This window comes from Streptomyces sp. NBC_00829, from assembly GCF_045161795.1.
Taxonomy (GTDB): Bacteria; Actinomycetota; Actinomycetes; order Streptomycetales; family Streptomycetaceae; genus Streptomyces.
On sequence record NZ_CP108867.1, the window covers coordinates 5,049,133 to 5,069,275 of the forward strand.

16 protein-coding genes are annotated in these 20,143 nt (G+C 70.9%); 15 read left to right on the plus strand and 1 reads right to left on the minus strand.

The features are described 5' to 3' along the window. The first annotated feature begins 81 nt into the window (after positions 1 to 81). From OG293_RS22210 to OG293_RS22235, 6 genes are all read left to right on the plus strand, one after another. Positions 82 to 684, plus strand: coding sequence for a CGNR zinc finger domain-containing protein (locus OG293_RS22210; protein WP_406000532.1), 603 nt, complete (start codon positions 82 to 84; stop codon positions 682 to 684). Between the two features lie 144 nt (positions 685 to 828). Continuing rightward, on the plus strand, positions 829 to 1,416 hold the full coding sequence (locus tag OG293_RS22215) for a sigma-70 family RNA polymerase sigma factor (protein WP_406003677.1): 588 nt from the start codon (positions 829 to 831) through the stop codon (positions 1,414 to 1,416). Then, positions 1,413 to 2,267, plus strand: coding sequence for an anti-sigma factor family protein (locus tag OG293_RS22220; RefSeq protein ID WP_406000533.1), 855 nt, complete (start codon positions 1,413 to 1,415; stop codon positions 2,265 to 2,267). Before OG293_RS22215 ends, OG293_RS22220 begins: the two co-directional genes overlap by 4 nt. Positions 2,268 to 2,358: 91 nt before the next feature. Further along, the gene (locus tag OG293_RS22225) at positions 2,359 to 4,734 is read left to right on the plus strand and encodes a HelD family protein (RefSeq protein WP_406003678.1); all 2,376 of its coding nucleotides are present in this window, start codon (positions 2,359 to 2,361) and stop codon (positions 4,732 to 4,734) included. Positions 4,735 to 5,103: 369 nt separating this feature from the next. Beyond that, the gene (locus OG293_RS22230; RefSeq protein WP_406000534.1) at positions 5,104 to 6,537 is read left to right on the plus strand and encodes an NAD-dependent malic enzyme; all 1,434 of its coding nucleotides are present in this window, start codon (positions 5,104 to 5,106) and stop codon (positions 6,535 to 6,537) included. A gap of 312 nt (positions 6,538 to 6,849) precedes the next feature. Beyond that, positions 6,850 to 7,131 (plus strand): HU family DNA-binding protein, encoded by a 282-nt coding sequence (locus OG293_RS22235; protein ID WP_004571953.1) that lies wholly within the window; start codon positions 6,850 to 6,852, stop codon positions 7,129 to 7,131. Positions 7,132 to 7,293: 162 nt separating this feature from the next. On the opposite strand, the gene murA is transcribed toward OG293_RS22235, so the two are convergent. Further along, a complete protein-coding gene (gene murA, locus OG293_RS22240) occupies positions 7,294 to 8,634 on the minus strand; it encodes a UDP-N-acetylglucosamine 1-carboxyvinyltransferase (protein WP_406000535.1) in 1,341 nt (446 codons plus the stop codon). Positions 8,635 to 8,912: 278 nt separating this feature from the next. On the opposite strand from murA, the gene OG293_RS22245 reads away from it, so the two are divergent. From OG293_RS22245 to OG293_RS22285, 9 genes are all read left to right on the plus strand, one after another. Beyond that, positions 8,913 to 9,473 (plus strand): YqgE/AlgH family protein, encoded by a 561-nt coding sequence (locus OG293_RS22245; protein WP_406000536.1) that lies wholly within the window; start codon positions 8,913 to 8,915, stop codon positions 9,471 to 9,473. A 30-nt stretch (positions 9,474 to 9,503) separates the two neighbouring features. Continuing rightward, positions 9,504 to 9,791 (plus strand): DUF3039 domain-containing protein, encoded by a 288-nt coding sequence (locus OG293_RS22250; protein WP_355833207.1) that lies wholly within the window; start codon positions 9,504 to 9,506, stop codon positions 9,789 to 9,791. A gap of 254 nt (positions 9,792 to 10,045) precedes the next feature. Further along, the gene (locus OG293_RS22255; protein WP_406000537.1) at positions 10,046 to 11,350 is read left to right on the plus strand and encodes an extracellular solute-binding protein; all 1,305 of its coding nucleotides are present in this window, start codon (positions 10,046 to 10,048) and stop codon (positions 11,348 to 11,350) included. Positions 11,351 to 11,658: 308 nt separating this feature from the next. Further along, positions 11,659 to 12,675, plus strand: coding sequence for a carbohydrate ABC transporter permease (locus OG293_RS22260; protein ID WP_406000538.1), 1,017 nt, complete (start codon positions 11,659 to 11,661; stop codon positions 12,673 to 12,675). Then, positions 12,672 to 13,511, plus strand: coding sequence for a carbohydrate ABC transporter permease (locus OG293_RS22265; RefSeq protein WP_406000539.1), 840 nt, complete (start codon positions 12,672 to 12,674; stop codon positions 13,509 to 13,511). The genes OG293_RS22260 and OG293_RS22265 overlap by 4 nt, the downstream gene beginning before the upstream one ends. 4 nt (positions 13,512 to 13,515) lie before the next feature. After that, on the plus strand, positions 13,516 to 15,141 hold the full coding sequence (locus OG293_RS22270; protein ID WP_406000540.1) for a beta-N-acetylhexosaminidase: 1,626 nt from the start codon (positions 13,516 to 13,518) through the stop codon (positions 15,139 to 15,141). Between the two features lie 288 nt (positions 15,142 to 15,429). Next, positions 15,430 to 16,326 (plus strand): FAD binding domain-containing protein, encoded by an 897-nt coding sequence (locus tag OG293_RS22275; RefSeq protein ID WP_406000541.1) that lies wholly within the window; start codon positions 15,430 to 15,432, stop codon positions 16,324 to 16,326. Then, positions 16,323 to 17,744 carry a 2Fe-2S iron-sulfur cluster-binding protein gene (locus OG293_RS22280; protein WP_406000542.1) on the plus strand — a complete coding sequence of 474 codons (1,422 nt, stop codon included), beginning with the start codon at positions 16,323 to 16,325 and terminating at the stop codon, positions 17,742 to 17,744. Before OG293_RS22275 ends, OG293_RS22280 begins: the two co-directional genes overlap by 4 nt. Further along, positions 17,741 to 20,056: a xanthine dehydrogenase family protein molybdopterin-binding subunit gene (locus OG293_RS22285; protein WP_406000543.1), complete on the plus strand. Its 2,316-nt coding sequence runs from the start codon at positions 17,741 to 17,743 to the stop codon at positions 20,054 to 20,056. Before OG293_RS22280 ends, OG293_RS22285 begins: the two co-directional genes overlap by 4 nt. Positions 20,057 to 20,143: the final 87 nt, after the last annotated feature.

Genomic DNA, 20,143 nt, shown 5'->3' on the forward strand with positions numbered 1-20,143 from the left:
GGTGGAGGGGTTCCGGCCGCACGCCCGGACGGGCACTCTGGAGGGGAGACCCGGCGGTGACCCCGAGGCGGTGACAGGCGCATGACGGCAGGCGCGACGGGTGCAGCCTCCTGGGAGTGGAGGTTCGACTCCGGGCGGATCTGCCTGGACCTGGTGGCGACCGCGGAGGGGATCTCCGGCGAACGTGAGCCGCTGGGCGGACCCGGGCGGCTCGGCCGCTGGCTGGTGGGAGCGGGACTGGTACCCGCCGGGACGCCGCTCGCCGCCGTCGACGGCCCGTGGGTGGCGCGCTTCGCCGAATTGCGGGACTGTGTGGGTCAGTTGGTACGGGCCCAGATCGACGGCCGGCCCGACGAGTGCGCGCTGGAGCGGGTGAACGCACTCGCCGAAGGCCCGCCGCCCGGCATCAGGGCCGTACGCGACGCGGAGGGCTCGCTGGTGCGCGCGCTGAGCGCGGCGCCCGAGTGCGGGGCGCTGATCGCCGCCGTGGCACGCGACGCCGTGGACCTTCTGACCGACCCCGCGGCCAGGGCCCGGCTGCGGCAGTGCGAGGGCGACTCCTGCCACCGCGTGTACCTGGACACATCCCGCGGACGGCGGCGCCGCTGGTGCTCCAGCGAGGTGTGCGGAAACCGGGAGAGGGTCGCCAGGCACCGGCGCAGAGCGGCCGTGGCAAGGGCCTGAGACCCGCCCCGGACACCGGGCGGCGGCCCCCGTAAAAGATCTTGAAAGTTTTTCGGCACGGCATTGAGTGATGCGGCTGCGCTCCCCGTAGTGAAGGGGGACAAGCAGCCAGCCGAAAAACAGGGTCTCGACCGGGAGGTTCAGGTGCGCAAGGATGCCGCCGTGGCCGATGACCGTCCGCAGAGGGCACGCCATCGCAGCGAGAAGGCACGCAACGACTCCTCAGCACCTGATGAGGAGCTGATGCGTGCGCTGTATCGCGAACACGCGGGACCTCTGCTCGCCTATGTACTCCGTCTCGTCGCCGGCGATCGCCAGCGCGCCGAGGACGTGGTGCAGGAGACGCTCATCCGTGCCTGGAAGAACGCCGGCCAGCTCAACCGAGCGACCGGCTCTGTCCGACCCTGGCTGGTGACGGTTGCACGCCGCATCGTCATCGACGGTCACCGCAGCCGGCAGGCCCGGCCGCAGGAGGTCGATCCGTCGCCGCTGGAGGTCATGCCCGCGGAGGACGAGATCGACAAGGCGTTGTGGCTGATGACGCTCTCAGATGCACTCGATGATTTGACGCCCGCCCACAGGGAAGTTCTTGTCGAGACGTATTTCAAGGGACGCACGGTCAATGAGGCGGCCGAGACACTCGGCATACCCAGTGGAACGGTGCGATCCCGGGTGTTCTACGCACTCCGTTCCATGAAGCTCGCTCTGGAGGAGAGGGGGGTCACGGCATGACCATGTACGAACAGGAATCCGTACACGACGCGGTCGGCGCGTATGTGCTCGGCATTCTCGACGACGCGGACGCCTCCGCCTTCGAGATGCACCTGGCGGGCTGCGACATCTGCGCCGCCCACCTCGAGGAGTTCTCCGGGATGGAGCCGATGCTGGCGATGCTGGCCGAGGCCCCGGCGCCGCCGCGGCAGCAGTCGAACGTCTTTCCCATGCCCGGCGCGAGGTCCGAGCCCAGCTGGCTGGACTACCCGCCGCAGCAGGCGAGGCCCGTATCCGTACCCGTGGTGCCCACCGCCCCCAGCCCGCAACTGCTCGGCGGACTGCTCGACGAGGTCGCGGCCAAGCGCGCGGCCAAGCGCAGACGCGGGATGTATCTGGTCGCCGCCGCCGCAGCCCTGATCATCGGCGGCCCGGCCGCCGCGGTCGTGGCCACGTCGAACGACGGCGGGACCACCAACCAGGCGACGAGCGATCCGCACCCCACCAGTCCCGCCGAGGACGCCTTCTTCAACCACATGCAGGAGAAGGTGCAGGCCACGGACGTGGCGACGAAGGTCAGCGCGACCGTCGGCCTGGAGAAGAAGGCCTGGGGCACCCACACCGTTCTGGAACTGAAGAACGTCAAAGGCCCTCTCAAGTGCAGCCTGATCGCCGTATCCAAGAAGGGCGAGGAGGAGGTCGTGACCTCCTGGGCCGTCCCGAAGTGGGGCTACGGCATCCCCGACAGCACGGTCGAGGCCGGCAAGAAGCCGCTCTATGTCCACGGCGGGGCCGCGATGGACCGCAACGACATCGACCACTTCGAGGTCCGTACCTTCGAGGGCAAGAGGTTGGTGGAAGTCGGCGCCTGACAGAATCGCCCCCTTCGCGTACGGTTGACGGCTGCCCAGTGCACGTCAGAAGGGGGCCTCGGTGGCCGCGCAGGATGCCGCTGTTGATTCCATGGTCGGATCCGCCGTCGATACGGCGCGAGACCGCGAAATCGGCGTCGAACAGGACCATCTGGACCAGGTGTACCTCCGCCTCGGAGAGAAGATCCACGAGGCGGAGTTCCTGATGCACGACGCCGCCAAGCGCGGCCAGGTCGGTACGCCGGGCGCGCTCGCCGAGCGCGACGCGCAGGTGTTCCGCGCCGGAATCCACCTCAACCGGCTGAACAACGAATTCGAGGACTTCCTCTTCGGCCGTATCGACCTGCTCCGCGGCAAGGACGGCAAGAAGGGCCCGGACGGCGCGTACACCTCCGTCGAGCCCGCCGACGACGCCGTACGGGCGGACAACACGGCCGAGATCGGGGAGACCCTCCACATCGGCCGGATCGGCGTCCTGGACTCCGAATACGCGCCGCTGGTCATCGACTGGCGCGCCCCGGCCGCCGCCCCGTTCTACAGGTCCACCCCGGTCGATCCCGGCCGGGTGGTACGCCGCCGGGTCATCCGCTCCAAGGGCCGCAGGGTCCTCGGGGTCGAGGACGACCTGATGCGCCCGGAGCTGACCGCGACGCTGGACGGAGCCGAGCTCCCGGTCATCGGGGACGGCGCGCTGATGGCGGCGCTGGGGCAGGCCCGCAGCCACACCATGCGGGACATCGTCGCCTCCATCCAGGCCGAGCAGGACCTGGTGATCCGGGCGCCCGCCGCCTCCGTCACGTACGTCGAGGGCGGGCCCGGCACCGGCAAGACGGCCGTCGCGCTGCACCGGGCCGCGTATCTGCTCTACCAGGACCGCAGACGGTACGCGGGCGGCATCCTCATCGTCTCGCCGACGCCGCTGCTGGTGGCGTACACCGAGGGCGTGCTGCCCTCGCTCGGCGAGGAGGGGCAGGTCGCGATCCGCGCGGTCGGCAGCCTGGTCGACGGCGCGGAGGCCACGGCGTACGACGACCCCGCGGTGGCCCGCGTCAAGGGCTCCTCGCGGATGCTGAAGGTGCTGAGGCAGGCCGCGCGCGGCGCCCTGGAGACACCGTCCCCCGCGTCCGCCGGCCGATCCGCCTCCAGGGGACGGCCCGCGTCCACCGGCCAGCTCGCCTTCGGGGACGATCCGGCCGAGTCCCCGCAGGCACCCGCGGGGACGCCCACACGGCTGCGTGTCGTCGCCTTCGGGCGCCGGCTGGAGCTGGAGGCCGAGGACCTCACGCGCATCCGTCACAACGTCCTGGGCGGCACCGCGCCCGTGAACCTGATGCGCCCGCGCGCCCGCAGGCTGCTGCTCGACGCCCTGTACGCGAAGTCCGGCGCCGGGACCCGGCACACCGACCCGGAGCTCGCCGCCGAGCTGCGCTCCTCCTTCGACGAGGATGTCGCCTCCGAGGACGCCTTCGTCGCCTTCCTGGACGCCTGGTGGCCGGAGCTCACCCCGCGCGGGGTACTCGCGGCGATGGCCGACGAGAGGCGTCTGGGCCGCTGGGCGCGCCGGACCCTCAACCCGGGGGAGGTGCGCCGCCTCGCCCGCTCCCTGCGCCGTGACGCGCTGTCGGTGCACGACGTGGCGCTGCTGGACGAGCTCCAGAGCCTGCTCGGCACGCCGGCACGCCCCAGGCGCAGACGCGAGCTCGACCCGCTGGACCACCTCACCGGTCTGGAGGAGCTGATGCCCCAGCGCGAGGAGACGCAGCGCGAGCGGGCCGAGCGGCTGGCGCAGGAGCGCACGGAGTACGCGCACGTCATCATCGACGAGGCCCAGGACCTGACCCCGATGCAGTGGCGCATGGTCGGCCGCCGCGGCAGGCACGCCACCTGGACGGTCGTCGGAGACCCCGCGCAGTCCTCCTGGTCGTCCCCGGACGAGGCCGCCGAGGCCCGTGACGAGGCGCTCGGCAGCCGCCCGCGCCGCCGCTTCGAGCTCACGGTCAACTACCGCAACCCGGCGGAGATCGCCGAGCTCGCGGCGAAGGTGCTGGCGCTCGCGATGCCCGGCATGAAGTCCCCGTCCGCGGTCCGTTCCACCGGCGTACGTCCGCGTTTCGCGGTCGCGGGGGACAGGGACCTGGCCGCTTCCGTACGGGCGGAGGCGCAACGCCTGCTGGAGCGGGTCGACGGCACGGTCGGCGTCGTGGTCGCGATGAACCGGCGCGAGCAGGCGGCGCGTTGGCTGGCCGGGCTCGGCGACCGGGTGGTGGCGCTCGGCTCCCTGGAGGCGAAGGGCCTGGAGTACGACGCGACGGTCGTCGTCTCCCCGGCGGAGATCGCGGACGAGTCGCCGGCCGGGCTGCGGGTGCTCTATGTGGCCCTGACCCGGGCGACCCAGCAGCTGACCGTGGTCTCGGACCGGCGTGACGACCCGGACGGAGACGGTGTCCCGGACCTGCTGAGGGACTGACGGAGGGTCAACCCGCGATGCTGGAATCACTTCCCTGAGCGGTTTGTTAGCCTGGGTACGGCACCGGCTCGATCCAAGCCCCCGGGCCCAACCTTCGTCGCTACGAGCGACCACTTGCCGCGAGGCGAGCATGGCGGGTCGGTGCCATCTGATCGAAGACGAGGCCCGCGTCACCGTCCGGTGGCGCGGGCCTCGTCTGTTTCCTCTGCTGTTTCCCCTGCATCTCTCGTGTGATGGAAAGGATTTTCCGAAAACTAAATGACCAGTATTACCTGCTACTCGCAGGTAGGTGCGACCATCGTCAAGCGTCGCCGGGCAACAGTCACGGCCGCATGGCAATGCAGCTAGGGAAAGCAGAGGAACCCGGTCATGGCAACGGCGCCCAGCGTCTCGTACTCGATGACGGTCCGGCTGGAGGTCCCCGCGAGCGGTACCGCGGTCTCCCAGCTCACCACGGCCGTCGAGTCCTCCGGGGGCTCCGTCACCGGCTTGGACGTGACCGCCTCCGGCCACGAGAAGCTGCAGATCGACGTCACGATCGCGGCCACCTCGACCGCGCACGCCGACGAGATCGTCGAGGAACTGCGCGGGATCGAGGGCGTCGTCCTCGGCAAGGTCTCCGACCGGACGTTCCTGATGCACCTCGGCGGCAAGATCGAGATGCAGTCCAAGCATCCCATCCGCAACCGTGACGATCTCTCGATGATCTACACGCCGGGTGTGGCGCGCGTCTGCATGGCCATCGCCGAGAACCCCGAGGACGCCCGCCGCCTCACCATCAAGCGAAACTCCGTCGCCGTGGTCACCGACGGCTCCGCCGTCCTCGGCCTCGGCAACATCGGCCCCAAGGCCGCGCTCCCGGTGATGGAGGGCAAGGCGGCCCTCTTCAAGCGCTTCGCCGGCATCGACGCCTGGCCGCTGTGTCTGGACACCCAGGACACCGACGAAATCGTCGCGATCGTCAAGGCGATCGCCCCCGGCTTCGCGGGCATCAACCTCGAGGACATCTCCGCGCCTCGCTGCTTCGAGATCGAGGCGCGGCTGCGCGAGGCTCTGGACATCCCCGTCTTCCACGACGACCAGCACGGCACGGCGATCGTCGTCCTCGCCGCTCTGACCAACGCCCTGCGCGTGGTCGGCAAGGCCGTCGGGGACGTACGGGTCGTCATGTCCGGTGCGGGCGCAGCCGGTACGGCCATCCTGAAACTGCTGCTCGCGGCGGGAGTCAAGCACGCCGTCGTCGCCGACATCCACGGCGTGGTGCATGCGGGACGCGAGGACCTGGTGGACGCGGCCCCCGAGTCGGCGCTGCGCTGGATCGCCGACAACACCAACCCCGAAGGCGTCACCGGCACGCTCAGGCAGGCGGTCGTCGGCGCGGACGTCTTCATCGGTGTCTCCGCCCCCAACGTCCTCGGCGCGGCGGACGTCGGCGCGATGGCCGACGGCGGAATCGTGTTCGCGCTCGCGAACCCGGACCCCGAGGTCGACCCCGCAATCGCCCGCCAGACCGCGGCAGTTGTCGCGACCGGCCGCTCCGACTTCCCGAACCAGATCAACAACGTGCTGGTCTTCCCGGGCGTCTTCCGCGGCCTGCTGGACGCCCAGTCCCGCACCGTCAACACGGAAATGATGCTCGCGGCGGCCGCGGCGCTCGCGGACGTCGTCACCGAGGACGAACTCAACCCGAACTACATCATCCCGTCCGTCTTCAACGACAAGGTCGCCGGAGCGGTCGCGGGAGCCGTCCGCAACGCCGCCAAGGCGGCGAGCGCGGCTGTGACGGGCCCCACGTCCGCCTGACACACGGCGCGTCGCGAGTCGCGGGGCCGCGAAAGCCGCCTTAGGGTGGCGGACCATGAGCCCCGAGGCTCCGCGGAGTCTCCACACGGAGTCTCCACCGAGTGGACGGAACGTCACCACGACGAGGCAGTGGCGCTTTTCGTGTGACTCCGGAGGGTGCCGGATTGGCTTTCCCGCCGCTGGTGGGGGCAGGATGCGTAATCGGGCGCGAGGGTCTGACAGCAGACCCGGGTCCGGGGACTGTCCGAGGGCCCTGGCAGCATCGGCTTCGATCTCACGCCTCACAGGCAAGAAGAACACGGGAGTAACAACATGAACCGCAGTGAGCTGGTGGCCGCGCTGGCCGACCGCGCCGAGGTGACCCGCAAGGACGCCGACGCCGTGCTGGCCGCTCTCGCCGAGACCGTCGGCGAAGTTGTCGCCAAGGGCGACGAGAAGGTCACCATCCCCGGCTTCCTGACCTTCGAGCGCACCCACCGTGCCGCTCGCACCGCTCGTAACCCGCAGACCGGCGACCCGATCCAGATCCCGGCCGGCTACAGCGTGAAGGTCTCCGCGGGCTCCAAGCTCAAGGAAGCCGCCAAGGGCAAGTAAGCCGTCGGCAGCACGAAGGGCGGCCACCCTGCCGGGTGGCCGCCCTTTTGCGTGCCTACGGGCCGTACAGGCCGTTCTGGGGCCGTGCCTGGAGGCTGCGGGACATCCCGGACCCCGTACGCCCCCACAAGGGGAGGAGCGGGGTCCGGAGCCGAGCAGCGGTCAGACGAGCTTTCCGCCCGGGAGTTCGACCTTCGCCCCGAGCTTCTCGAGCTTCTCCATGAAGTTCTCGTAGCCCCGGTTGATCAGGTCGATGCCGTGCACACGGGACGTCCCCTGCGCGGCCAGCGCCGCGATCAGGTACGAGAAACCGCCGCGCAGGTCCGGGATGACCAGGTCCGCGCCCTGGAGCTTCGTCGGGCCCGACACGACCGCCGAGTGCAGGAAGTTGCGCTGGCCGAAGCGGCAGTCGGAGCCGCCCAGGCACTCGCGGTAGAGCTGAATGTGCGCACCCATCTGGTTGAGCGCGGAGGTGAAGCCGAGCCGCGACTCGTACACGGTCTCGTGGACGATGGACAGCCCCGCCGCCTGGGTCAGGGCCACGACCAGCGGCTGCTGCCAGTCGGTCTGGAAACCGGGGTGCACGTCGGTCTCCAGGGCGATCGCGTTGAGCGAGCCGCCCGGGTGCCAGAAGCGGATGCCCTCGTCGTCGATCTCGAACGCGCCACCCACCTTCCGGTAGGTGTTGAGGAACGTCATCATCGAGCGCTGCTGCGCGCCGCGCACATAGATGTTGCCCTCGGTGGCCAGCGCCGCCGACGCCCAGGAGGCCGCCTCCAGGCGGTCCGGGAGCGCGCGGTGGGTGTAGCCGCCGAGCTTGTCGACACCGGTGATCCGGATCGTCCGGTCCGTGTCCATGGAGATGATCGCGCCCATCTTCTGCAGTACGCAGATGAGGTCCTCGATCTCCGGCTCCACGGCCGCGTTGGACAGTTCGGTGACGCCCTCGGCCAGCACGGCCGTCAGCAGCACCTGCTCGGTCGAGCCGACCGACGGATACGGCAGCCGGATCTTGCAGCCGCGCAGCCGCTGCGGGGCCTCCAGATACTGGCCGTCCGCCCGCTTCTCGATCGTCGCGCCGAACTGGCGCAGCACCTCGAAGTGGAAGTCGATGGGCCGGCCGCCGATGTCGCAGCCGCCCAGGCCCGGGATGAAGGCGTGGCCGAGCCGGTGCAGCAGCGGACCGCAGAAGAGGATCGGGATGCGCGACGAGCCCGCGTGGGCATCGATGTCGGCGACGTTCGCGCTCTCGACGTGCGACGGGTCGAGCACCAGCTCTCCCGGCTCGTCACCCGGGCGGACCGTCACACCGTGCAGCTGGAGCAGCCCGCGCACGACACGCACGTCACGGATGTCGGGCACATTGCGCAGCCGGCTGGGCTCGCTGCCCAGAAGGGCCGCGACCATCGCCTTGGGCACGAGGTTCTTCGCGCCGCGGACGCGGATCTCGCCCTCCAGCGGGGTGCCGCCGTGGACAAGCAGTACATCGTCGGTGCCGGTCATGAATCTCGCGTTCCGATGGGGGTCCCCCCAGCGGAGCGAGGGGAGGCCGGACAGGGGACAAGTGAAAAGGGTAAGGGGCGTACACCCCTGTCCCGTAAGGCCGAGGGTGCTCCGGAAGCGTAATGAATTCGGAACAACACGTTCAGTGCCGGAACTATCGCGGAGCGTCACCGCGCGGCGCTCGGGCGTCGGGAGCCCGGGCCGGGGTCTGAACTGGGGTCACTCACACTCCGCCGCCCGCCACCCGCGGAGGGCGAAGATGCGGGATCATGTCTCGCATGACCGAGGTGTCCTCGCTCACAGGGCGGCTGCTCGTCGCCACTCCCGCCCTGGCCGATCCGAACTTCGACCGGGCGGTCGTTCTGCTGCTCGACCATGACGACGAGGGCTCGTTGGGGGTGGTTCTCAACCGGCCGACCCCCGTTGTCGTCGGGGACATCCTGGAGTCCTGGGCCGCTCTCGCGGGTGAGCCGGGCGTGGTCTTCCAGGGCGGTCCGGTCTCGCTCGACTCGGCGCTCGGGGTGGCCGTGATCCCCGGTGACGAGGGTCCGCTCGGCTGGCGGCGGGTGTACGGCGCGATCGGACTGGTCGACCTGGAGGCGCCGCCCGAGCTGCTCGGCGGGGCCCTCGGATCCCTGCGGATCTTCGCGGGTTACGCCGGATGGGGCCCGGGTCAGCTGGAGGGCGAACTGAACGACGGGGCCTGGTACGTGGTCGAGTCGGAGCCCGGAGACGTGTCCTCGCCCAGGCCGGAGAGCCTGTGGCGGGCGGTGCTGCGCAGGCAGCGCAGCGAGCTCGCGATGTTCGCCACCTATCCGGACGACCCGTCGCTGAACTGAGCGGCCCGGCGTTCAGTACTCTTGGCAGTTATGAGCACTCTTGAGCCCGAGCGCGGGACAGGCACGGGGACCCTCGTAGAGCCGACACCCCAGGTGTCGCACGGCGACGGCGACCACGAGCGCTTCGCCCATTACGTCCAGAAGGACAAGATCATGGCGAGTGCCGTCGACGGCACTCCCGTGGTGGCACTGTGCGGAAAGGTCTGGGTTCCGGGGCGCGACCCCAAGAAGTACCCGGTCTGCCCGATGTGCAAGGAGATCTACGAGTCCATGGGCCCCGGTGGCGACAAGGACAAGGGCGGCAAGGACAAGAAGTAACGCAGGTCCTTCCTGCCGGGGACGGTCCCCGGGGTGCGCCGATGGCGCGTCCCGGGGACCGTTCTGCTTTTCGTCCGTGTGGTGCGCCGTGCACCTCGCCGAGCGACCCGCCGCGTTGCACGGGATGCGTCCGCCGGTCACAGAGTGGTTGAGACCTCTTGTCCAGCTGTTGGCGCGCCCTTAGCCTCCTGCGTGTTGTGCAGTACGAAACGTGCGTTGCACATGCTGCAACGCCTACGCGTAGGGGTTCACGGATGAAGCTCATCGCCCGAATTGCCGCCCCGGCCGCGGCACTTGCGCTGGCGGGTCTCACCGCCACCGCCTGCGCCCCCCAGACCTCCGACAACAGTGCCTCGAAGGACGACAAGAGCGGCACCCTGCGGGTCTGGCTCTTCCAGGAGGTCAACAACAAGCCCAAGGAGCAGGTCGTCGACGGGGCCGTCGCCGCGTTCCGCGCCCGCCGCAAGGATGCGAAGGTCGAGGTCGAGTACATCCCCGTCGAGACGCGCGCCCAGCGCATCAAGGCCGCGTTCAACGACCCGAAGAGCGCGCCGGATCTGATCGAGTACGGCAACACCGACACGGCCGGATATGTGAAGGACGGCGGACTCGCCGACATCAGCGCGGAGTTCGCCGCGTGGGACGAGGCGAAGGACACCGACCCGACCGCACGGACCTCGGTCACGGTCGGCGGCAAGATCTACGGGGCGCCGTTCTTCGTCGGCGTGCGCGCCCTGTACTACCGCACCGACGTCTTCAGGGAACTGGGGATCGCCGCCCCCAAGACGCAGGACGAGCTGATCGCCACCGCGAAGAAGATCCACAAGGCGAAGCCGGACCTGTACGGGCTCGCCGTCGGCGGCGCGTACACCTACGGCGCGATGCCCTTCATCTGGGCGCGGGGCGGCGAACTGGCCGAGGAGAAGGGCGGTTCGTACAAGGCGGCGATCAACAGCGCGGCTGCGCGGAAGGGCATCGCGGCCTACACCTCCCTCTTCGGCGACGACAACTGCCCGGCCGCCAAGTGCGCCTCGATGGGCGGCAACGCGACCGTGACCGCCTTCGCCTCGGGGAAGGCGGCCATGGCGATCGGCGGCGACTTCAGCCACCAGGCGGTGGAGGCGGGCTCGGTCAAGGGCAAGTACGCGGTGGTGCCGCTGCCGGGCGTGAAGGCGGGCGAGACGGCTCCGGCCTTCGCGGGCGGCAACAACATCGGTGTGCTGAGAAGCAGTTCGCACCGCACGCTGGCGGTCGACCTGATGAAGCAGTTCGCGGGCAAGGAGACGCAGCGCAAGCTGTTCGGTGCGATGGGCTTCCTGCCGACCTACACGGATGTGCGGTCGGAGGCGGCGAAGAAGGAGCCGTTCGTCGGCCCGTTCGTCACGACCCTGGGTTCGGGGACGAAGTTCGTGCCCGCGTCGCCGGGCTGGGGCCGGATCGACGCCTCGCTGGTGCTGCCGACGATGTTCCAGGAGATCGTGAGCGGCAAGAAGGACGTGGCGGCGGCCTCGGACGACGCGGCGGAGAAGATGGACGCGGCGTTCGCGGCCGCGGGCTGACGCCGATGACCAACGGTTCGAAGGGTATGAGCGGTTCGAGAGGTGCGGGCGGCACGAGCGGTTCGCAGGGTGCGGGCGGTTCGAGAGGTGCGGGCGGTTCGCAGAGTGCGGGCGGTTCGAGAGGTGCGGGCTGTTCGCAGGGTACGGACCCGGGGCTGCCGCAAGCCTCCGACGCCCTGACCAGCGCGTCGGCGGTTCCGCCTCCGAGGGCGGGCAAGTCCGCCGGGCCGGCCGGGGCCGCTGCGAGGGGCGCCGGTGCGGGTGGCTCCCTCGGTCCGGCCGCCCGCGCCGGAAGCACGGCCGCTGTCATGGCCACGAACACGGACATCGCGGACGGCTCCGGCGCGGCCGTCCCCCCGCGCGGGCCCACCCGGCCGCCGCACGGCAGGCGCGGGAGCGCTGCCCGCAAGCGGAGTGGAGGTTCGGGCGGCAGTCGCGTAGGGCCGGCCCGGCGCGGCGGCTGGACCCCCTGGTTCTATCTCGCGCCCGCGCTCGTCGTACTCGGCGCCCTCCTCGTCTACCCCATCTACCAGCTCGGCCTGATCTCCTTCCTGGAGTACACCCAGGCCCAGGTCAGCGGTGGCGAGCCGACCACCTTCCAAGGGCTCGGCAACTACCGCGCCCTCTTCGCCGACAGCCAGTTCCGGCAGGTCCTTCTCGCCACACTCGTCTTCGCCGCCTCCTGCGTCCTCGCCACGCTCGCCGTGGGCTGCTCGCTGGCGGTCCTGCTCACGCGCGTGCGGGCCCTGCCCCGCCTCGCGCTGATGCTGGCCGCGCTCGGCGCCTGGGCGACCCCCGCCGTCACCGGCTCCACCGTCTGGGTCTTTCTCTTCGACCCCGACTACGGGCCGGTCGACCGGCTCCTCGGCCTCGGTGACTTCTCCTGGACGTACGGCCGCTACAGCGCCTTCGCGCTCGTGCTCCTCGAAGTCGTCTGGTGCTCGTTCCCGTTCGTGATGGTGACGGTCTACGCGGGCATCAGGGCGATCCCCTCCGAAGTCCTGGAGGCCGCCTCTCTCGACGGCGCCTCGCAGTGGCGGATCTGGCGCTCCGTCACGGCCCCGATGCTGCGGCCCATTCTCGTCGTCGTCACCATCCAGTCGATCATCTGGGACTTCAAGGTCTTCACGCAGATATATGTGATGACCAACGGCGGAGGCATCGCCGGACAGAATCTCGTGCTCAATGTGTACGCCTATCAGAAAGCCTTCGCCTCGTCCCAGTACAGCCTGGGCGCGGCCATCGGCGTCGTCATGCTGCTGATTCTGCTCGCGGTCACGCTCGTCTATCTGCGACTGCTGCGACGCCAGGGAGAAGAGCTGTGAGCCTGCCCCGTATCCACCGCCCGTGGCGTCTCGCCGCCGAGGCGTCCGCGCTCGTCATCGCGGTCGTCGTGGCCTTCCCGCTGTACTGGATGGCCCTCTCGGCGTTCAAACCGGCCGGCGAGGTCCAGTCGGCCGAGGCCCGCCCCTGGACGCTTTCCCCGTCCCTCGACTCCTTCCGCCGCGTCTTCGAACAGCAGGAATTCGGCCGGTATTTCCTCAACAGTCTCTTCGTGGCGGGCACGGTCGTCCTCGCCTCCGCGCTGATCGCCTTCTTGGCGGCAACCGCGGTCACGCGATTCCGTTTCCGGTTCCGCACGACTCTGCTGATCATGTTCCTGGTCGCGCAGATGGTGCCGGTCGAGGCGTTGACGATCCCGCTCTTCTTCCTGATGCGGGACTTCGGCCAGCTGAACACCCTCGGCTCACTGGTCCTGCCGCACATCGCCTTTTCGTTGCCGTTCGCGATCTGGATGCTGCGGGGGTTCGTCAAGGCCGTCCCCGAGGCGCTGGAGGAGGCGGCGTACATCGACGGTGCGAGCAGGACCCGGTTCCTGTGGCAGATCCTGTTCCCGCTGGTCTTCCCGGGGCTCGTGGCCACGAGCGTGTTCTCGTTCATCTCGACGTGGAACGACTTCCTGTTCGCCAAGTCCTTCATCATCAGCGACACCTCGCAGTCGACCCTCCCGATGGCGCTCCTGGTGTTCTTCAAGCCCGACGAGAACGACTGGGGCGGAATCATGGCGGCGTCTACCGTGATGACCGTGCCCGTGCTCGTCTTCTTCGTACTCGTGCAGCGACGCCTGGTCTCCGGCCTGGGCGGCGCGGTCAAGGACTGAACCGATGGATCTGATCCCGGCCCCCTCGGCCGTCGAGGGCTCGCACAGCGGCTGCTTCGTCATGGACGGGCGGACGTCGATGGCCGCCGCCCCCGGCACGGAGCGCACGGAACGCTGGCTGCGCACCGTGCTCGGCGCGGCTTTCGGGCTGACCCTGCCACCCGCGCGCGAGGGCGCACGGAACACGCTCACGCTGCGCGTCGACAACGCCCTGCGCCCCGAGGCGTACCGCCTCACGGTCGCCTCGGACCGGGGCGTGGAGATCGTCGGCGGCGACTCGGCCGGCGTCTTCTGGGGCGCCCAGACGCTGCGTCAGCTGCTCGGCCCCCGGGCCTTCCGCAGCGCACCCGTCGGTACCGGGGCCGCCGCCCTGCCGGACCAGGTCGTCGAGGACGCCCCCCGCTTCGGCTGGCGCGGCCTCATGCTCGACGTGTCACGGCACTTTCTGCCCAAGGACGACGTCCTGCGCCACCTCGATCTCCTCGCCGCCCACAAGCTGAACGTCTTCCACTTCCACCTCACCGACGACCAGGGCTGGCGCATCGAGATCAAGCGCCACCCCCGGCTCACCGAGGTCGGCGCCTGGCGATCCCGCACCAAATACGGCCATCGCGCCTCCGAACTCTGGGACGAGAAGCCGCACGGCGGTTACTACACGCAGGACGACATCCGCGAAATCGTGGCATACGCCGCCGAGCGGCATATCGGCGTCGTCCCCGAGATCGACATCCCGGGCCACTCGCAGGCCGCCATCGCCGCGTACCCGGAACTGGGCAACACCGACGTCATCGACACCACCACCCTCTCCGTCTGGGACACCTGGGGCGTCAGTCCGAACGTACTCGCCCCCACTGACACCACCCTTCGCTTCTACGAGGGCGTCTTCGAGGAGATCCTCGAACTCTTTCCGGCGGCCGTCTCCCCGTTCGTCCACATCGGCGGTGACGAGTGCCTCAAGGACCAGTGGAAGGCGTCCCCGGCCGCCCAGGCCCGGATCAAGGAGCTCGGTCTCGCCGACGAGGACGGACTCCAGTCCTGGTTCGTCCGGCACTTCGACAGCTGGCTCGCCGGGCGCGGCCGTCGTCTCATCGGCTGGGACGAGATCCTGGAGGGCGGCCTCGCGCCCGGCGCCGCCGTCTCCTCCTGGCGTGGATACGCCGGAGGCATCGCCGCCGCCGAGGCCGGCCACGATGTCGTCATGTGCCCGGAGCAGCACGTGTACTTGGACCACCGCCAGCACGGCGGCCCCGACGAGCCGATGCCCATCGGATACGTACGCACCCTTGAGGACGTCTACCGCTTCGAGCCGGTACCGCCGGCCCTCGCGCCCGAGGCGGCCGAGCACATCCTCGGCACCCAGGCCAACGTCTGGACCGAGGTGATGGACGACCGCTCCCGCGTCGACTACCAGGTCTTCCCGCGGCTCTCGGCCTTCGCCGAGGTGGCCTGGTCCGCGCTCCCCGCCCCGCCCGAACGCGACTTCGCGGACTTCGAACGGCGAATGGAAGTCCACTACCAGCGCCTTGACGCCCTCGGCGTCCACTACCGTCCGCCCGGCGGCCCCTTGCCGTGGCAGAAGCGACCCGGTGTACTCGGACGCCCGATCGAGGGTGCGCCCCCAAACGTGTGAGCCCGGCTGGAAGTCGCATCCTCCGTGCCCGGGTCCCTGGGACCGTGAACGGCCGTAAGGCATAAGTCGTACATCGCTCGCCGAAGAGTGGCAATCCGCGTGTGGCGCCGACGGTGTTCCAAATCGGACCATCGTTACAAGCGGATGCATCCGGTACGGATGTGTCCTTCGCGGACCCTCTCGTCGGTCGGCTCGGAAGATGTGCCAGAGTTGCCACGTCCGGGCTGTGAGCACGTACGGTACGGCAACACAGGCGGGACAGCCGGGACACCGGGAAGGGGCAGCTGGGTGACCACGCACGCACCGCAGACGGCGCAGTCGGTGACGCTGCCGGCTTCGCTCGACGAGGCCGTGGCGGCGCTCACAGCCATGCCCGCCGCCGTGCCCGTCGCAGGCGGCACGGACCTGATGGCCGCCGTCAACAAGGGACAGCTCCGCCCGGCCGGACTGGTCGGCCTCGGCCGCATCAGCGAGATCCGCGGCTGGCGCTACCAGGACGGACACGCGCTGCTCGGCGCCGGACTCACCCACGCCCGGATGGGACGCCCCGACTTCGCGGCTCTCATTCCCGCGCTGGCCGCCTCCGCGCGCGCGGCGGGACCGCCCCAGATCCGTAACGCCGGCACCCTCGGCGGCAACATCGCCACGGCCGCCCAGACCGGCGACACCCTGCCCGTCCTGGCCGCCCTGGAGGCGGACCTGGTGATCGCGGGACCCGGCGGGGCGCGCCGCGAGATTCCCGTGTCCCACCTGCTGGCGGGCCGCGAGATGCTCGCCCCCGCGGAACTGATCGGCTTCGTACGCGTACCCCTGCTGCACGCCCCGCAGGTCTTCGTGAAGGCCACCGGCCGGACCGGACCGGGCCGCGCCACCGCCTCCGTCGCGGTCGTCCTCGACCCGGCTCGGCGCGGGGTGCGCTGCGCCGTCGGCGCGATCGCACCGATGCCGCTGCGGCCCCTGGAAGCGGAGCGGTGGATCGCCTCGCTGGTCGACTGGGACGGCGAGCGCGGCCTCGCGAGCGAGGCACTGGCGGCCTTCGGCGAGTACGTCGCGGCGGCGTGCATCCCGGATCCGGCCCCGGCGTCCGAGAGCGAGGAGCGGCCCGTGGTGCCGCCTGCCGTACTGCACCTGCGGCGCACCGTCGCCGCGCTGGCCCGACGTGCACTGGGGAGGGCGCTGTCGTGAGCAATGAGGAGAACCCGCACGAGCTCCCGCCGGAGCACCGTGGCTGGCAGCCGGTTCCGCACGGCGGCGAGTACGACGCGGAGGCCACGGCCTTCGTGCAACTGCCGCCCGAGGGCATGCTCGACGCCGCGCCCCTCGAAGCGCCGGGGCACGGCTACGTACCGCCGACGATCAATCCGCTGCCCTCGGCCGCCAACAGTCCGGGCACGACGGGCGGCTGGGCGGGGAACCGGGGCGAGCCCGGGGCCGTGCGGTGGCCGGAGCCCGAGTCCTCGCGCGCCGAGCACGTCGACCCGCACGCCACCGGCCAGTGGACCTTCACGGAGGCCGAGCACGCCCCGGCCGCGGCGGCCGAGCTGACCGGCCAGTGGACGATTCCGGTGGCGGGCGGCGACCTGCCCGAGGAGTCCGGCGAGTTCACGACGTCGGCGCTGCGCTCCGAGTGGGCTGCCGCAGGCCCGTCGTCGACCCTGCCGGGCGGGGCGCCCGCCCCGTGGGCCCCCTCGCTCGACGCACCCACCACACTGCCGGGCGGCGCGACCGCGCCCTGGGCGCCGGCGCCGGAGCCCGCCGCCGCGGACGAGGAGCGCGTGGCCGAGGACGCGCCGCTGCGCGAGCAGGCCCCTCAGGAGCCCGTGAAGGGCCCCCCGGCAGCCGACGCGGCCACTGAGGAGCCGCCGGCCGTCGAAGGCGCTCTGCCCGTCGAAGGTGCCCGGCTCGGCGACGGCGCCGTGCCTGTCGAAGGTGCCCGGCTCGGCGACGGCGCCCTGCCCGTCGAGGGGCCCGTCGAGCACGAGGGCCCCGCTCACACCTCGTCCACCGACAGCGACGAACACCCGCCCACCTCCTACGTCCTGCGGGTGAACGGCACCGACCGCCCCGTCGCCGACGCCTGGATCGGCGAATCCCTGCTCTACGTGCTGCGCGAGCGCCTCGGCCTCGCCGGCGCCAAGGACGGCTGCTCCCAGGGTGAGTGCGGCGCGTGCAACGTCCAGGTCGACGGCCGTCTCGTGGCCTCCTGCCTGGTTCCCGCCGCGACCGCCGCCGGCTCCGAGGTCCGCACCGTCGAGGGCCTCGCCGTCGACGGCGAACCCTCCGACGTCCAGCGCGCCCTGGCGGGCTGTGGCGCGGTCCAGTGCGGCTTCTGCATCCCCGGCATGGCCATGACCGTCCACGACCTCCTGGAGGGCAACCACGCCCCCACCGAGCTCGAGACCCGTCAGGCCCTGTGCGGCAACCTCTGCCGCTGCTCCGGCTACCGGGGCGTCCTCGACGCCGTGCGCGAGGTGGCCGCCGAGCGCGCGGCGAGCGCCGCCGCCGCCGCGGGCGAGGCGAGCGAGGAAGCCCGGATCCCGCACCAGGCGCCCCCCGGCGCAGGTAGTGTGCAGCCCCACCCGCACGACGGAGGCATGGCGTGAGCAACGACGCGGCCACCACTGCGACGCCCCGGACGGTTGACGCCGGTCAGCCCGAACCGCCCGCCCACGGCATCGGCGCGTCGCTCCCGCAGGCCAATGCCCGCGCCAAGACGGAGGGCACGTTTCCGTACGCGTCGGACCTGTGGGCCGAGGGCCTGCTGTGGGCGGCGATCCTGCGCTCCCCGCACCCGCACGCGCGAATCGTCTCGGTCGACACCTCGGCGGCGCTGGAGATGCCGGGCGTGCGAGGCGTCGTGACGCATGAGGACATTCCGGGCGACAAGGCGTATGGCAGGCGTATCGCGGACCGTCCCGTCTTCGCCTCCGACCTCGTACGCCACCACGGCGAGGCGATCGCCGCCGTCGCCGCCGACCACCCGGACACGGCCCGCCTGGCCGCCGCGGCGATCACCGTCGAGTACGAGGTGCTCGACCCGGTCACCGACCCCGAGAAGGCCTTCGCCGCCGAGCACCTGCACCCCGACGGCAACCTCATCCGCCACATCCCGCTGCGCTACGGCGACCCGGATGTGACGGGCGAGGTGATCGTCGAGGGCCTGTACCGCATCGGCCGCCAGGACCCGGCCCCCGTCGGCGCCGAGGCCGGCCTGGCCGTCCCGCGCCCCGACGGCGGTGTCGAGCTGTACGCCGCGTCCACGGACCCCCACACCGACCGCGACCTCGCCGCCTCGTGCTTCGGCCTGGAGCCGGACCGGGTGAAGGTCGTCGTCACCGGCGTCCCCGGCGCCATGGGCGACCGCGAGGACCCCGGCTTCCAACTCGCGCTGGGCCTGCTGGCGCTGAAGACCGGCTGCCCGGTCAAGCTGGCGGCGACCCGCGAGGAGTCCTTCCTCGGCCACGCCCACCGCCACCCCACACTGCTCCGCTACCGCCACCACGCCGACGCCGAGGGCCACCTGGTCAAGGTCGAGGCGCAGCTGCTGCTCGACGCGGGAGCCTACGCCGACGCCTCCTCGGAGTCCCTCGCGGCCGCGGTCGCCTTCGCCTGCGGCCCGTACGTCGTGCCGCACGCCTTCATCGAGGGCTGGGCCGTCCGTACGAACAACCCCCCGTCCGGCCATGTGCGCGGCGAGGGAGCGATGCAGGTGTGCGCCGCGTACGAGGCGCAGATGGACAAACTGGCCGGGAAACTCGGCCTCGACCCGGTGGACCTGCGGCTGCGCAACGCGCTGGCGACCGGCGACCTCCTCCCCACGGGCCAGACGGTCACCTGCCCGGCGCCGGTGGCCGAACTCCTCCAGGCCGTACGCGACTTCCCCCTCCCCGCCCTCCCCAAGGACTCCCCGGAGAACGACTGGCTCCTCCCCGGTGGCCCGGAGGGCGCGGGCGAACCGGGCGCGGTCCGGCGCGGCGTCGGCTACGCCCTGGGCATGGTCCACATGCTGGGTGCGGAAGGCACCGACGAGGTCTCCACGGCGACGGTGAAGGTCCACGACGGCATCGCGACGGTCATCTGTGCGGCGGTCGAGACCGGCCAGGGCTTCTCCACCCTCGCGCGCCAGATCGTCCAGGAGACGCTGGGCCTCGATGAGGTCCACGTCGCCTCGGTCGACACGGACCAGCCCCCCGCCGGCCCGGCGGCGCACGGCCGCCACACATGGGTCTCGGGCGGCGCGGTCGAGCGCGCGGCGAAGATGGTCCGTACGCAGCTGCTCCAGCCCCTGGCGCACAAGTTCGGCATGTCCACGGAGCTGCTCCAGATCACCGACGGCAAGATCACGTCGTACGACGGCGTCCTGTCGACGACGGTCACGGAAGCGATGGACGGCAAGGAACTGTGGGCGACGGCCCAGTGCCGCCCCCACCCCACGGAGCCCCTCGACGACTCGGGCCAGGGTGACGCTTTCGTGGGCATGGCCTTCTGCGCGATCCGCTCGGTGGTCGACGTCGACATCGAACTGGGCTCGGTCCGCGTGGTGGAGATGGCGGTGGCCCAGGACGTCGGCCGTGTGCTGAACCCGGCGCAGCTGGCAACCCGCATCGAAGCGGGCGTCACCCAGGGAGTCGGCGCGGCCCTCACGGAGAACCTCCGCACGGCCCGCGGCCTGATCCGCCGCCCGGACCTGACGGGCTACGCACTCCCGACATCCTTGGACGCCCCGGACATTCGCATCGTGAAACTTGTGGAAGAGCGCGACGTGGTGGCCCCCTTCGGCGCAAAGCCCGCGAGTGCGGCCCCGGTGGTCACTTCCCCGGCGGCGGTGGCTTCAGCGGTCCGCGCAGCCACGGGCCGCCCGATCAACAGGCTCCCGATCAGGCCTCAGGCGGCGGTGGCTGTTCCCAACTCGTAGCGGTGTGACGCGCATTGCATCTGCAATTCGAGGATGCGTGCTGTCACTGATGGTCGGTACAGTGATCCCTGTAGACGTGCGTAAACG

Excerpts from the sequence above, each read along its gene's own strand:
- OG293_RS22210 (WP_406000532.1), top strand. The coding sequence starts at position 82 with ATGACGGCAGGCGCGACGGGTGCAGCCTCCTGGGAGTGGAGGTTCGAC.
- OG293_RS22220 (WP_406000533.1), top strand. The coding sequence starts at position 1,413 with ATGACCATGTACGAACAGGAATCCGTACACGACGCGGTCGGCGCGTAT.
- OG293_RS22225 (WP_406003678.1), top strand. The coding sequence starts at position 2,359 with ATGGTCGGATCCGCCGTCGATACGGCGCGAGACCGCGAAATCGGCGTC.
- OG293_RS22230 (WP_406000534.1), top strand. The coding sequence starts at position 5,104 with ATGGCAACGGCGCCCAGCGTCTCGTACTCGATGACGGTCCGGCTGGAG.
- OG293_RS22235 (WP_004571953.1), top strand. The coding sequence starts at position 6,850 with ATGAACCGCAGTGAGCTGGTGGCCGCGCTGGCCGACCGCGCCGAGGTG.
- murA (WP_406000535.1), bottom strand. The coding sequence starts at position 8,634 with ATGACCGGCACCGACGATGTACTGCTTGTCCACGGCGGCACCCCGCTG.
- OG293_RS22245 (WP_406000536.1), top strand. The coding sequence starts at position 8,913 with ATGACCGAGGTGTCCTCGCTCACAGGGCGGCTGCTCGTCGCCACTCCC.
- OG293_RS22250 (WP_355833207.1), top strand. The coding sequence starts at position 9,504 with ATGAGCACTCTTGAGCCCGAGCGCGGGACAGGCACGGGGACCCTCGTA.
- OG293_RS22255 (WP_406000537.1), top strand. The coding sequence starts at position 10,046 with ATGAAGCTCATCGCCCGAATTGCCGCCCCGGCCGCGGCACTTGCGCTG.
- OG293_RS22260 (WP_406000538.1), top strand. The coding sequence starts at position 11,659 with ATGGCCACGAACACGGACATCGCGGACGGCTCCGGCGCGGCCGTCCCC.
- OG293_RS22270 (WP_406000540.1), top strand. The coding sequence starts at position 13,516 with ATGGATCTGATCCCGGCCCCCTCGGCCGTCGAGGGCTCGCACAGCGGC.